This is a genomic window from Planctomycetaceae bacterium, from assembly GCA_039680605.1.
Taxonomy (GTDB): domain Bacteria; phylum Planctomycetota; class Phycisphaerae; order SM23-33; family SM23-33; genus JAJFUU01.
In genome coordinates, this window is record JBDKTA010000033.1 from 112059 (window position 1) to 124742 (window position 12684).

Below are 12684 nucleotides of genomic sequence, written 5' to 3' on the forward strand. Positions count from 1 at the left end.
GTCCTCTGCGACCTCAGCGGCTCTAAGTAACTCTTACAGCGTCACAACCTGGCCGCTGTTGAGCGAATCGATCGCGCCTTGGAGGACGATCTGGGCGGCCAGCCCGTCGGCGCCGCTGCCGTCGATGTCCTCGGGCTTGACGCCGTCTGACACCTGCTGCAGGAACGTGTTGATCCGGCAGGAGAACGTGTCGTCGAAGCCGCGATAGCCGCCGAAAACCGGGTTGGTGTAGACGGTCTTTTCCAGGCTGCCAGCCGGGTACAGCGTGGCCTGGCGCCACATGTCTTCCAGCAGGATTCGCCCGCCCGTGCCGGCCACCTCGCAGCGTTCCATCGGATGGCCGCGCTGGATGTCGTAGCTGCCCGTCAGAGTCCCGACCATCCCGTTGGCGAACTTCATGGTGAAGGTGGCCGTCGACCAGACGGTGCGGCCGGGAGCCTTGGTGGCGAAGCACTGCACGGCCACGATGTCGCCGCAGAAATGCCGCATCACGTCCACCGTGTGCGGGTGCAGCGCCTTGAGGTGGAAGTACGGCGAGCTCTCGGTCGGGTTGAGGATCCACATCGACATGTTGACGAACAGCATGTGCCCCAGCCGCCCCTCGTCCAGCCAGCGCTTCGCCACGCGGGCCGCCGGCGTGAAGCGGTGATTGAAGTCGATCCCGAAGCACTTGCCGGCCTTGCGGGCCGCGTCGACCATCTGCCTCGCCTGGCCGATGTCGTTGCTGATGGGCTTTTCGCACAGCACGTGACAGCCGGCGGCAAAGGCCTCCAGCGTCGGCTGGCAGTGGTCGCTGCCGTACTCGACGCCGCCGGTAGCGACGCTGACGACGTCGGGCTTCAAGGCCGACAGCATCGACGGGGCGTCATAGAAGCCCGGCACGCCCAGGCGCGCCGCGGCACGGTCGGCCCGCTCCTTGATGATATCGCACACGCCGACCAGTTCGGCCAGCGGCGAGGCCTTATGAATATCAGCGTGCATGTTGCCGATATGCCCCATACCAATCACAGCCACTCGCAACGTCTTCTGCGTACTCATGCGTCCAACATCCTTCTTCAGCCACCTGCCAGGCGGCGGCGTCACGCGCCCGCGCGCCGGTACTCTTCGGCAATGAGCGTTTTAACATCAGACAGGTACGCGTTCCACAATTCTCTGCCGCCGGCGGCCGTCGCCGGCGCGGCGGCGAAAGGTCTGTTCCCGGTGTACAGGTCCGCACCCAGGTCGCGGTCCAGACGAACCAGCGGACCGATCAACTCCAGCGAGAGGCTCGTCTCGCCGGTGTCGGCGTGGTCGATCTGGCAGGACGAACTCTTGCCGTAGTGATACGGGTCTGCCGCGATCACTCGCATCGGCAAGGCGCGGGCAGCCGTCAGCTCCGCCGCCACGGCAGGCACCGAGTCGCGCTGATGGCCGCCGCCGTGACCGTTGATCAGCACCAGCAGCTTGGCCGGCACGGACTTGAGGCCGACGATCACATTGCGCAGCGTCGTGCGGTACAGATCCTCGGGCATGTGGTACGTCGAGGCGTGGTCGTGACAGCCGCCCGTGTTCCACCAGAACGCCGGCAGCGCCACCCCGCCGATCTCGCGGCATAGGCGCACCGAAATCTCGATGGCGTGCAGCGTGTCGGTCCCCAGCGGCAGATGCTCGTTGTGCCACTCCAGCGACCCGATGGGCAGATAAAGGATCGCCTTCTGCTCCAGCCGCGCCAGCAACTCCGCCGGCGAAAGATACGGAAAGCGGCACTCGTCGGGCAATCTCGTCAAATGGCTCATCGTCTTTGTCCTCTTCCTCACGGTCGGCCAGAGACAGCATGAACCGCAGAGATCGCAAAGGCCGCAGAGAAAACGAAGGGGCTTGATCTTTGTATCAATTCACCTCTGCGTGCTCTGCGTTCTCCGCGGTGAAATTACTGAATCTAGCGGCGCAGGCGCATCAGGATCCGCAGCACGTACCACAGCAGCAAGGCCACCGAGGCGAACAACTCCAGCGCCGCGCCGACGTACTGGCTCGAGTCGTACTCGCGCAGGATCTTCGACGTGTCGTACAGGATCGACGCCGACGCCAGCACGATCATTCCGCCCGAGAACGCCAGGCCCAGATCGAACCCGAAGATCGCCCCGCAGACGATCAGCCCCATCGCGATGATTCCCCCGACAACCAGGAACGATCGCAGGAAACTGAAGTCTTTGCCGCTGAGCACCGCCACGGCCGTCAGCGCGGCGAACAAGGCCCCCGTCAGCGCTGCCGCCTGATACAGAATCGCATCCGAGCCCGTCATCACCAAGGCGATGGCGATCAGCGGGACGAAGATCACCGCCTCGGCCGCCACGTACAGCGCCAGGCCCAGGTACTGTGCGCCCAGCGACCGGCTGCCAGCCGCGAACGAGCGGGCAATCCACCCCACCAGCACGAACCCGCCCAGGATCATCAGCCAGGCGAAGCGCCCGCTGGCGGCGAACTCCAGCATCGCCTCGGGCAACGCCGTCTGGAACAGCAGGATCTCCAGCAACAGAAACGCCCCCAGCGCCCCGGCCAGGTGGCCGTAAGTACGCCGGATAAACAGCGCCCGATCATCCACCGCCGGCGCCGCCGGCCGCCGCACTGGCATGCCAAATCCTTGTGTCATGGTTGTTCTCCCAGTTAGACCGTCAGGCATTCACGACTTGCCACAGAGATCACAAAGGGCACAAAGGTATGCCGCTTTTGATGAGATCTCTTCGTCTACTTCGTGTTCTCTGTGATCTCTGTGGCAATCTGTTCTTAACGCTAGAAAATGCTATCCCCCGCCCGCAATATAGGCAAGAATAACTGCACAAAGCGATCAAGTGCTTATTGCGGGATGATCAATGGAACTGGTGATCTTCATCGGGATGCAGGGCAGCGGCAAGTCGACGTTCTTCCGCGAGCGGTTTTTCGACACGCACGTGCGCATCAACCTCGACATGCTCCGCACGCGACACCGCGAGAATATCCTCTTCGAAGCCTGCCTGGCGGCCAAGCAGCCGATGGTGATCGACAACACCAATCCCAACCCCGCCGACCGCGCCCGCTACATCCCGGCCGCCAAAGCCGCCGGCTTCCGCGTGATCGGCTACTACTTCGACTCTGATCTGGAATCCTGCCGCGCCCGCAACGAGAGCCGCACCACCAGCAAGGCGATTCCCCTCCAGGGCCTGATCAGCACACACAAGGCGCTCGTGCCGCCGACCGTGGAGGAGGGATTCGATCAACTCTTCTGTGCGAAGATTATCGGCTGGAATGAATTTGAAACGAAGGAGAATCAATGATGGCAATTCTAGCCCAAGAAGGAATGGTGTATCCATGGATTCTACTGGCAGTCCCGGCTTGGGTGCTTGCAGGGCTGCTGTCTCTGGTCGCTCTGGTCGTTTCAATATTGAACCGCCCACGTGCGGGCATCGCGTTGGGCCTGGCCGCCATTGGATTGATGATAATCGTGGAAATTAGTCGCTTACCCGGACATCACTATAGCCTCCACAAACTGTGGTTCTACAACCCGGAAGCTTGGCCAATCTTGTTGATCCTGTACTCTCCCGCCATATTGGGAATCCTCGGTCTGGTGGTTTCACTCCTGCGGAAGAAAAAACGTGCGGCTGGATGCAAGACCCGCGACAATTCTCTTTAGAGTCATCCAGAGGAAACGCTAATGGGCAAGTACAACCCAGCCAAATACGCTCTTGATCTGAAGCAGGTGCCGAAGATTGTCACGGCGCAGGTGCCGGGGCCGCGGTCGCGGGAAATGCATTCGCGGTGTACGAAGCATTTCAAGGGGCTCAGTGAGCAGGTGAAGTTGTTTCCGGTGGCGTTTGAATCCGGGAGCGGGTGCGAGTTGGTGGATGTCGATGGGAATCGGTACATCGATTTCTCGTCGGGGATTTATGTGGCGACCTTGGGGCACTGTCATCCCAAGATCACGGCTGCGGTTGCGAAGTATGCGGGGATGCTGATGAATGCCCATGACTTCACCACTGAGATCAAGACCCGGCTGGTGGAGAAGATGGCGGCTGTTTTGCCGGGGGATTTGAAGGGGTTTCAGTTTTACGACTGCGGGACGGCGGCTGTCGAGGCGGGGCTGCGGATCTGCCGGGCGGCGACGAAAAAACACGAGATGATCTCGTGCTTCTACGACTTTCACGGCAAGACGTACGGCGCGGTGTCGCTGGCGCATATCCGCTCGAGCGTGTACGGGCCCACGCGGGCGCCGGGGTTCCACATGGTCCCGCGGCCGGACCCGTACCGCCCGCACTGGACGAAGGGCGACGGCACGATCGACACCGACCGCTACATCGCCTTCTACGAGGAATACCTCGACCGCGGGACGTGCGGGCAGGCGGCGGCGTTTGTCATCGAGCCGATCCAGGGCTGGGGCGGCTCGGTCATGCCGCCGGACGATTTCCTGCCCAAGCTGCGGGCATTCTGCGACCGCCACAAGCTGATGCTGATGGCCGACGAGGTGCTGACAAGCTGGGCCCGCACGGGCAAGTGGCTCTGCTGCGAGCATTGGGGCGTCGTGCCCGACGTCGTCACCCTGGGCAAGGGATTCGGCAACGGATTCCCCGTCACGGCCGTGGCGGTGCGCGAGCCGTTCATGGAGACCTTCGAGGCGATCTCGGCATCGAGCAGCTACGGCGGCAACCCGATGGCGTGCGCGGCTGCACTGGCGTCTATCGAGGTGATCGAAGAGGAAGACCTGCTTGCCCGAGCGGCGTCGCTGGAGGCGCTGTTTGCCGCGCGCATGAAGGCGTGGAAGGACAAGTTCGCCATCGTGGGCGACGTTCGCGTCAAGGGCTGCCTGATGGGCGTCGAGCTGGTCAAGGACCGCACGACCAAGGAACCCTTCCCCGAGGCCGGCAAGCTCGTATATCAGTGGGCATTCGCCAAGGGGCTGGCGTGGATCCCGGCTGGGCACATCCTTCGCATGAGTCCACCGGTGGTCATGCCCGACGACGTGGCCCACAAGGCGATGGACCTGATCGAGGAATCGATCGGCGAAGTCCAGAAGCAACTGGGCTACGCGTAGCATGGGCGTCCCGCCCGTGCTACGGACGAACAATGTTTAAGGCAGGCACAGGTCGCTGTGATGTATCCCCGCACGAGGCGATGTTCCTCGTGGGGTATCCGCATGCGCCGCGCATCTCGACCGGCATTGCAGATCCACTCTATGCCACGGCGCTGTGCCTCGACGACGGCCGCACCGCGATCATCAGCGTTGCGGTGGACGTGCTGTATGTGACGGCCGAACTTACAGCCGCGTGCCGGCGGCGCATCGAAGACGCAACAGGCGTTGGCGGCAGCAATGTGCTGATCAGCGCCACGCACACTCATTCAGGGCCGGTAACGTGCGAGGTGCTGGCGTGGCGCGACGATCCCGTCGTGCCGCCGCCGGATGAGCGGTACCTGGCGCTACTGGTGGACGGCATCGTCGCTGCCGCGTGCGAAGCCTGGCGGACGCGCGCGGCGGCCGAGCTGGCGGTCGCGGCGGCACAGATCGAAGGCGTCGGCTGTAACCGCCTGTCGCCCGAGGGTCCGCGTGATCCGCAGGCAGGTCTGATCGTCGTCCGCGGTCAGGACCGGCGGGGGATCATCGCCGTTCAGATGTTCTACTCGATGCACCCGACGGTGCTGCACGAGGACTCGACGCTGGTTTCGGCGGACTTCCCCGGCTACGCGCGGCAGCATATCGAACAGCGTTGTGGTGGGCGGGTGATCTATCACACCGGCCCGTGCGGTGATCAGAGCCCGCGGTATCACGTGAAAGAGCAGATACTCGCCGAGGCGCGCCGCCTGGGCGGCCTCCTCGGCACTCAGATGTGCGCGGCCATCGATGCCCTGTGCGGCGCAGCTTGTTCATGCTCTGACACAGGCTGGAAAGCCTGTGCCACTGGCTTCCGCAGCGATATCACGCTTGCGGCCGCCACCGGCGCGGCGCAGCTCCCCTGCCGCACCTTTCCCCAGCCGGGCGAAGCGGCCGCTCATCTTCGCGCTGCGCGTGAGCATTACCAGCGCCTCGCGCATGACAACGCCGCGCACGGCGCGCTGCGCACGGCCGAGTGCCAGGTCTTCGGGGCCGAAGAACTGGTCGCGCTGGCCAAGGCTCAGGCCGACGGAACGCTGGCGGCCGTGCAGCGCGAGCACGCACAGGCGCCGGTGCAGGTCTTGCGGATTGGCGAGGCGTATATCGCAGCGCTGCCCGGCGAGTGCTTCGTCGAGTATGGGTTGGAGATCAAGCGCGGCGGTGGCACAGCCTTTCCAGGCTGTGAGGGACCACAGGCTGGAAAGCCTGTGCCACGGGTCTTCGTCGCGAGCCTGGCCAACGGCCATCTGCAGGGCTACATCACCACGCCCGGGGCGCGCGGCTATGAAGCCGATCTGAGCCTCTTCGAACCCTCGGCAGGCGGACTGCTGGTCGAGACGGCGCTGGACCTGATCGCCCACTTGGAGAAGGCTCGCGATGATTCTGGCGATTGATCTTGGCACAACGAATTTCAAGGCCGCCGTCTTTGACGAGGCCCTGGCGCGCCTGGGAGAAGCCTCCGCCGCGGCGCCGTACATCACCAATGACGCCATGCGCGTCGAGATGGACGCCGGCGAAGTCTGGGCGACGTTGGTGGAATTGATCGCCCAGACGTGCAAGCTGGCAGGGACACACACGACAAATATCCAGAGCGTGGCCATCACCAGCCAGGCGCAGAGCTTCACGATTATGGACGACCACGGGCGAGCGCGCACGGCCGTGATCAGTTGGCTCGACAAGCGCGGCGCTGCCGGCCCGGAGGGCCTGAGCGAGGCGTTATCGCGCGGCTGGCACGAACACTGCAGCTTTCCGGCATTGACCGCTCAGATGCAACTGGCGCACTTGATGCGGCTGCGGGCCCAAGCGCCGCGCGTGCTGGAGGAGCCGGGGCGGGTCGTTCCGCTGCCGGCGCTGATCTTCGAGCGCCTCGGCGGCGTCAGTCTCTGCGATGACAATCTGGCGGCCATGAGCGGCATGTACTCGCTGTGGGCGGGCGCCTGGCGGGAGGAGGCCCTGGCGGCGTGCGGGCTGAAACCGCAGCAGATGCCCAGGCTGGTGTCCGTGGGCTCGGGGGTTCCGGTGGCGGAGCTGAACCCTTCGCTGCCGCTGGGCGCGGGCGCGCGGCTGGTCAGCGCGGGCAACGACCAGACCGCCGGCGCGCTGGGCAACGGCTGCCGCGGCGGCGAAGTGGTGGTGACGCTGGGCACGGCGCTGGTGGCGTACCGGTTCGCGGGGCAACACCGCGGCCCGTACAGCCCCGGCGGGTGCTGGGGACCCTACCCGGGCGGCGGGTACTACGAATTGGCTTTCCGCGACGAGGGGTGCCTGGCGCTGGACTGGGCCGCCGAAACGCTCATGCCCGGTTCGCTCGCTGCGACGCTGATCGAAGCGGCCGCGCGCGGACAGACCGCCGTCACCGTCGAGAGCGGGTTCTTCGTGCCCGGGCGCATGCGAACGTCGCAGGCATGGACGGGCGACCTGCCCACGCCGGACCTGAAAGCCTACGCCGTGCTCGAAGGCCTGGCCATGAGCCTCCGCCAGCTCGTGCGCGACGAGTTGACCTGTTCATCCGGCACGGTCGTGCGCGCCATCGGCGGCGGCAGCCGCAGCGCCGTGTGGCTGCAGATTATCGCCGACGTGCTGGACTGCCCCGTGCATCGCGGCAGCGGCGACAGCCTGCTCGGCGCGGCGTTGATGGCCGCCGGTCGCTCGGCCGACGTTAGCGGCGGGGAGGTCTTTCACCCGCGCCTGGCCAAGCGCTCGCTGCTGGATGAACGATTCGATCGGTGGCGGAAGGCGACCGATATATTGGGCACCGAAACAACCGCGCGGAGCAAGCTCCGCCGCTAACGTGGAACCGGACTAATACGTCGCAGCCTGCAGGGCGGCCTCGGCGCGCTCCATGGGTTGGCCTTGATCGGCATCTTTGAAATCGCCGCGCAGGGCCTTGAGGGCATAGCGTTCGGCGTCGATCTCTTTCATGGTCCGCACGCCGGCGCGGCGGAACAGTTCCACCGGCGGGCACCAGCCCTGAACGGCGTGCTGGAGCAGGAATCCGCCGACGGCCAGCGGCAGCACGGCCAGCCACCTCCGCCTCAGGCTCAGCAGAACCCCCAGCAGCAACACGACCGCCGCATTGGCTTCGAGCGTCCGCTCGATGTCCCACTCGCGGTCGATCTGCGACAACCGCCGATCGATGGTCTCGATCTCATGCGAGAGGCTGCGCACGCGGGCGCGGATCTGCTCGCGGATCATCTCGTTGACCTCCTCGGGCGAATGCTCCTGCACCCGCTCGGCAGTGCCGGCATCTGGTTGGCGTTGGGTGGTGGCGCGTTTGGCAGGCATGGGTCCCCTCCTTTGTGAAGTTCCGGATAATCTTATCCGGCCTTGAGCGTCTTGCGTCGGCGACGACGGCGATTCGGCGAGGCCGCCGCGAGGTCTTCGATCCAGAGCCCCGACAGCACCGAGTACGGCTCCGTCCGCGCGACGTCCACGTGCGTCTGGGCGGCCGCGTCGTCCTTCTTCATCAGCAGCCACTGATCCCTGCCGCCCGCCTTTGCGGACGATCGCACCAGCAAAAACACGCCGTGCAGTTTCACCCCGTGCAGGCGCACCTCGACGTGCCCTTTCCGGATCGCCTCGGCCAGGTCGGCCTCGGGATGCTTGGCGCTGGCAAGCGGTTCGAAGCTGCCGTAGTCCCACACGATGACATAGCCGGCGCCGTACTGCCCCGGCGGGATCTCGCCCTCGAACCGCGCGTACGAGAGCGGGTGGTCCTCCACGTGCATCGCCAGGCGCTTGTCGGCGGGGTTCATGCTCGGGCCCTTAGGCACCGCCCACGAGGTCAACACGTCGCCGGCCTGCAGGCGAAAGTCATAGTGCTCGTTCCGGGCGGCGTGCTTCTGCACGACGAAGATCGGCTCAGACGCCGCGGGCTCTGGGACATGCACAACGGAGTTGTGCATGGCGGCCTTTTGGGGCTGTGAAGGCGTCGGCTCGGGCGTCCGCTCAAAGTGGCGTTTTTGTTCGTAATCGGCGAGGCTCTCTGAATGACGTTTCTTGCCCTTGGCATCGCGGTTGCTCTGCCATTGCGGCGGCGATTCGAACTCGTCAGTCTTGATCCCCGGCAGGACCTGTCGCAGCGTCAGGGCTTCGGCGAACAGGTCGCCCTCCTTCTCAAGGCGCTCGATCACGCGCTGCGGACTGAACTGGAGCCGGTCGCTCTTGCCGGCCTTGACGGCCGCTTCCAGTTCCTCCCACGCCACCGGCGTTGAGACGCGGGGCTCAGGCGTGGCGCGCAGGGAATAGACGCAGACGGTGGTTTTGTGCTCGTCGTTCTGGCTCCAGTCGATGAAGATTTTACCGCCGCGGTGCTCCTTGCGCATCTTGCTGGTGACGCGCTGGGGGTAGTGTTTTTCCATCAACTGCGCCACGGTTAGGGCGAACTGCTTGGTCTGGTCGAACGTCACCGGGGTGTTGAGCGGCACGTAGCAGTGCATGCCGTTCTTGCCCGAGACCTTCGCCAAAGCGGTCAGGCCCACGCCATCGAGCACGCGGCGCAGCAGCAGGCAGACCTCGGCGGCCTCGATCAGCCCCGCCGGCGGGCCGGGGTCGAGGTCGAACGCCACCGCCGTGGGCGTCTGCGGCGACATCCCGCGCGAAAGCAGCACGTGCAGTTCGAGGGCGGCCAGGTTGGCCACCCAGATCAGGCCCGGCAGGTCGGTGACGCTGCAGTATCGAATGCTCGTGCCGCCGCGGTGCTGAACGGGCGCGGTGGTCATCCACTCCGGGCGGTGCGAAGGGCAGCGCTTCTCGTAGAACGCCTCGCCATGTACGCCGTCGGGATACCGCTTAAGCGTCAGCGGCCGGGCGCGCACGTGCGGCAGCAGCCACGGCGCGACGCGGCGGTAGTAGTCCAGCACGTGGGCCTTGGTCGTGCCGGCGGCGGGGTACAGCACCTTGTCGAGGTTGCTCAGATCGAGCGGGCGGTCCTGGATGACGACGCGCGTCTTGGCCATCACGATGATTCCTTTGCCCGCGCCAGGCTCTCTTCAAGCGCGGCCACCAGGTCCACTTCCTCCCGCTTGGCCTTGCCCTCTTCCTGCGGCTCTTCGTCGGCAGCGTGGGGAACCTCGACCAGGGCGTGCTGTTTCTTCTTGCGGGCGATGAGCGCATCGATCCGCTCCTGGTATTCATCGCTCAGCGATTCGGGCTTGAAGTGACCGGCCGCCTTGCCGATGGCGGTCCGCATCGCCTTGACGTCCGATGCCTTGGCCGAGGCGGCCTGAACGATCTCATCGCTGGAGCGCAACTGTTCGCTGTAGCGCAGGGTGATCAGGCACAGGGCGCCGTCGATGCTCTCGATGGCGGCCAGGTACTGCTGGGCGTGCATGACGAACTGCCCGATGCCAGACTTGCGGAGGCGAGCCAGCGTCTCGACCAGGAGCTGATACGGCTTGTCGGCCCCGGTGGGCACCAGATAGTACGGCCGGTCGTACAGCGCCGGGTCGATCTGGTCGACGTCGACGAACTCGGCGATCTCGATGGTCTTGCTGCGTTTGGGCGAGATGGCCTCGATCTCGCTGTCGTGGACGATGATGTACTTTTCGGGCTCGACCTCGTAGCCGCGCAGGATGTGCTCGGGATGCACAAACGTCTTGTGCTGTGGGCAGAACATCCGCCGCGCCAGGCGCGAGTGGTCGCTGCGGTGGAGCAGGTGAAACGCGCTGCGCGACGAATGCGCAGCCGGAACCAGCGCCACCGGAACGGCGACCAGGCCGAAGGTCACACTGCCCGACCACAACGCGTGACGGTTTGCGGGCATGGCTATTTCCTTTCCTCCAGAACGACCTCCTTGGGGTCCTTGTCGTCGCGCAGGCCCAGAAACGAGGCCTGCTGCAGTCGCTGCCCGGCCGGCCAGCGGCGATAGTCGATCTCGGCGACCAGGCGCGGGGCCAGGAAGACCGCCGGCGCCGGTCCGCGGTCGATGGGGTCTGCGAAGGGGGTTTTCTTTCGCTGCAGCTTGGCGAACAGCGCCGTCAGGTCGCGGTGAAGGCGGGCGTCGAAGCCCGTGCCGACGCGCCCGGCGAAGCGCAGGCGCCCGCGCTGGTCGTGGTAGCCCACCAGCAGCGAGCCGATCTGCGCACCCTGTCGGGCCCGGGGCTCCCACCCGCCGATGACAAACTCCTGGCGGTGTACGATCTTGATCTTGACCCAGTCGCCGCCGCGCTGGCCGGGGCGGTACGGCGACTGCGGTCGCTTGGCCACCAGCCCCTCGAGCCCCCACTGGCGGGCGCCGGCGAGCATCTCGGGCCCGCGTCCTTCGTGGCTGGGCGGGACGCGCCAGCGTTGCTGCGTGAGCGTCACCGCGGCCAATTCCCGTCGTCGCATCCGGTAGGGTTCGTCCATCAGCGAGCGGCCGTCGCGCCAGAGAATGTCGAACAGGAAGTACATCACCGGCGCCGCCTCGGCCCCCTGCTGCACGCGGCGGCCAGTCAGGTGCATGCGATATTGAAGCCGGTGAAAGCTGGGGCGCCCCTGCTCGTCGGGGGCGATGATTTCGCCGTCGAAGATGGCGCTGCGGCAGCCTATCTCGTCGGCCCGCGGCACCAGTTCCGGATAGCGGGCGGTGATGTCGTTGAGGTTGCGGCTTTGCAGCGTCATGCGACCGCCGCTCCAATACGCCAGCGCCCGCACACCGTCCCACTTGTACTCGAAGGCCCATGACTGAGGGTCGGGCGGCATGGCGCCGCCGACAGCCAGCATCGGGCGCAGATGCGTCGGCATGTCAGGCCGCACGGGCACGTTTCTTCCCTCCGCCCTTGGGGGCTTTGCCCTTGCCGCCTTTGAGCCGCGCGACGCTGGCCTCCAGCACGTCGAGCAGTTCCCTGGGCTCGGTGGGTTTGGATTTGGCGGCCTTGCGCTTCTTGACCTGCCCGCCGCCGGCCTTGGTCTTGATGAGATCTTCCATCGCCGCCTGGAAGTCGTCGTGGTACTTGCCGATGTCGAAATCGCTCGTCAACTGCTCGACGAGATACTCTGCCGTCTTGAGCTCCTTGGGCGAGAGTTTCGCCTGGGGCAGATCGAGGTCCTTGACGGCCGCCACTTCGTCGCTGGTCCGCAGCGTCACCAGTTCGAGCACGCCCTGGCGGCTTCGGACGGCCCCGACGTACGACCGCTTGCGGAACGCCCATCGGCAGATTCCGGCCCGTCCGGACTCATCCAGCGTCTGCACCAGGGCCGCGTATTGATCGGGCTGGTCGTCGGGTCCGAGATAGTACGGGCGGTCGAAGTACCGCCCGTCGAGTTCATCGAGGGGCACGAACGCCTCGACGGCGATATCCCGCCCGCTCTGGGGCTCAAGCTCTTCCAGCTCCTGCGGTTCGACCAGGACGTAATGGTCGTCGTCGACCTCGAGCCCCTTGACGATCTCGTCGGATTCGACGGGTTTGTCCTCGAGCTGACAGACCATCTGCTGGGCCAGGCGGACGTTGTCCTGGTCGTGCAAAAGGTGAAACGCGAGGCCGCGGCTTTCGGCGGCGGCGTACATTTTGACCGGCACGCGTGCTTTGCCAAAGACGATAACGCCTCGCCACATGGTACGAATAGCCATGGGCGTCCCTCCGCGCCCGCCGCCGCGGCGCTAACGC

The 12684-nt window shown here is 65.5% G+C and carries 13 protein-coding genes; 5 read left to right on the plus strand and 8 right to left on the minus strand.

Translation table 11 applies throughout. From position 1 onward, the window contains the following. Positions 1-33: 33 nt before the first annotated feature. The 3 genes from ABFD92_09815 to ABFD92_09825 all read right to left on the minus strand — a co-directional run bounded on the left by ABFD92_09815 (position 34) and on the right by ABFD92_09825 (position 2629). On the minus strand, positions 34-1038 hold the full coding sequence (locus ABFD92_09815) for a Gfo/Idh/MocA family oxidoreductase (protein ID MEN6504824.1): 1005 nt from the start codon (positions 1036-1038) through the stop codon (positions 34-36). A gap of 41 nt (positions 1039-1079) precedes the next feature. Next, positions 1080-1775 (minus strand): creatininase family protein, encoded by a 696-nt coding sequence (locus tag ABFD92_09820; protein MEN6504825.1) that lies wholly within the window; start codon positions 1773-1775, stop codon positions 1080-1082. Between the two features lie 143 nt (positions 1776-1918). Continuing rightward, positions 1919-2629: a Bax inhibitor-1 family protein gene (locus tag ABFD92_09825; GenBank protein MEN6504826.1), complete on the minus strand. Its 711-nt coding sequence runs from the start codon at positions 2627-2629 to the stop codon at positions 1919-1921. Between the two features lie 220 nt (positions 2630-2849). On the opposite strand from ABFD92_09825, the gene ABFD92_09830 reads away from it, so the two are divergent. From ABFD92_09830 to ABFD92_09850, 5 genes are read left to right on the plus strand one after another with little or no spacing between them, the layout of a single operon-like run. After that, positions 2850-3290 (plus strand): ATP-binding protein, encoded by a 441-nt coding sequence (locus tag ABFD92_09830; GenBank protein ID MEN6504827.1) that lies wholly within the window; start codon positions 2850-2852, stop codon positions 3288-3290. Further along, positions 3287-3646 (plus strand): hypothetical protein, encoded by a 360-nt coding sequence (locus ABFD92_09835; GenBank protein ID MEN6504828.1) that lies wholly within the window; start codon positions 3287-3289, stop codon positions 3644-3646. Before ABFD92_09830 ends, ABFD92_09835 begins: the two co-directional genes overlap by 4 nt. A gap of 21 nt (positions 3647-3667) precedes the next feature. Next, the gene (locus ABFD92_09840; GenBank protein MEN6504829.1) at positions 3668-5041 is read left to right on the plus strand and encodes an aspartate aminotransferase family protein; all 1374 of its coding nucleotides are present in this window, start codon (positions 3668-3670) and stop codon (positions 5039-5041) included. 32 nt (positions 5042-5073) lie between these two features. Further along, positions 5074-6489, plus strand: coding sequence for a neutral/alkaline non-lysosomal ceramidase N-terminal domain-containing protein (locus ABFD92_09845; protein MEN6504830.1), 1416 nt, complete (start codon positions 5074-5076; stop codon positions 6487-6489). Further along, the gene (locus ABFD92_09850; protein MEN6504831.1) at positions 6473-7885 is read left to right on the plus strand and encodes an FGGY-family carbohydrate kinase; all 1413 of its coding nucleotides are present in this window, start codon (positions 6473-6475) and stop codon (positions 7883-7885) included. The genes ABFD92_09845 and ABFD92_09850 overlap by 17 nt, the downstream gene beginning before the upstream one ends. Before the next feature lie 12 nt (positions 7886-7897). Here the strand turns inward: ABFD92_09850 and ABFD92_09855 are convergent, their stop codons facing one another. From ABFD92_09855 to ABFD92_09875, 5 genes are read right to left on the minus strand one after another with little or no spacing between them, the layout of a single operon-like run. After that, complete coding sequence (locus ABFD92_09855; protein ID MEN6504832.1) at positions 7898-8380, minus strand: YgaP-like transmembrane domain; 483 nt, start codon at positions 8378-8380, stop codon at positions 7898-7900. Positions 8381-8412: 32 nt separating this feature from the next. After that, positions 8413-10053, minus strand: a complete 1641-nt coding sequence (gene ligD, locus ABFD92_09860) for a non-homologous end-joining DNA ligase (protein MEN6504833.1) — start codon at positions 10051-10053, stop codon at positions 8413-8415. After that, positions 10053-10859, minus strand: a complete 807-nt coding sequence (locus ABFD92_09865; protein MEN6504834.1) for a Ku protein — start codon at positions 10857-10859, stop codon at positions 10053-10055. Before ABFD92_09865 ends, ligD (ABFD92_09860) begins: the two co-directional genes overlap by 1 nt. Positions 10860-10861: 2 nt before the next feature. Further along, positions 10862-11833, minus strand: a complete 972-nt coding sequence (ligD, locus tag ABFD92_09870; GenBank protein MEN6504835.1) for a non-homologous end-joining DNA ligase — start codon at positions 11831-11833, stop codon at positions 10862-10864. Beyond that, the gene (locus tag ABFD92_09875) at positions 11823-12647 is read right to left on the minus strand and encodes a Ku protein (GenBank protein MEN6504836.1); all 825 of its coding nucleotides are present in this window, start codon (positions 12645-12647) and stop codon (positions 11823-11825) included. Before ABFD92_09875 ends, ligD (ABFD92_09870) begins: the two co-directional genes overlap by 11 nt. Between the last annotated feature and the right edge of the window lie 37 nt (positions 12648-12684).

Excerpts from the sequence above, each read along its gene's own strand:
- ABFD92_09815 (MEN6504824.1), bottom strand. The coding sequence starts at position 1,038 with ATGAGTACGCAGAAGACGTTGCGAGTGGCTGTGATTGGTATGGGGCAT.
- ABFD92_09820 (MEN6504825.1), bottom strand. The coding sequence starts at position 1,775 with ATGAGCCATTTGACGAGATTGCCCGACGAGTGCCGCTTTCCGTATCTT.
- ABFD92_09825 (MEN6504826.1), bottom strand. The coding sequence starts at position 2,629 with ATGACACAAGGATTTGGCATGCCAGTGCGGCGGCCGGCGGCGCCGGCG.
- ABFD92_09830 (MEN6504827.1), top strand. The coding sequence starts at position 2,850 with ATGGAACTGGTGATCTTCATCGGGATGCAGGGCAGCGGCAAGTCGACG.
- ABFD92_09835 (MEN6504828.1), top strand. The coding sequence starts at position 3,287 with ATGATGGCAATTCTAGCCCAAGAAGGAATGGTGTATCCATGGATTCTA.
- ABFD92_09840 (MEN6504829.1), top strand. The coding sequence starts at position 3,668 with ATGGGCAAGTACAACCCAGCCAAATACGCTCTTGATCTGAAGCAGGTG.
- ABFD92_09845 (MEN6504830.1), top strand. The coding sequence starts at position 5,074 with ATGTTTAAGGCAGGCACAGGTCGCTGTGATGTATCCCCGCACGAGGCG.
- ABFD92_09850 (MEN6504831.1), top strand. The coding sequence starts at position 6,473 with ATGATTCTGGCGATTGATCTTGGCACAACGAATTTCAAGGCCGCCGTC.
- ABFD92_09855 (MEN6504832.1), bottom strand. The coding sequence starts at position 8,380 with ATGCCTGCCAAACGCGCCACCACCCAACGCCAACCAGATGCCGGCACT.
- ligD (MEN6504833.1), bottom strand. The coding sequence starts at position 10,053 with ATGGCCAAGACGCGCGTCGTCATCCAGGACCGCCCGCTCGATCTGAGC.
- ABFD92_09865 (MEN6504834.1), bottom strand. The coding sequence starts at position 10,859 with ATGCCCGCAAACCGTCACGCGTTGTGGTCGGGCAGTGTGACCTTCGGC.
- ABFD92_09875 (MEN6504836.1), bottom strand. The coding sequence starts at position 12,647 with ATGGCTATTCGTACCATGTGGCGAGGCGTTATCGTCTTTGGCAAAGCA.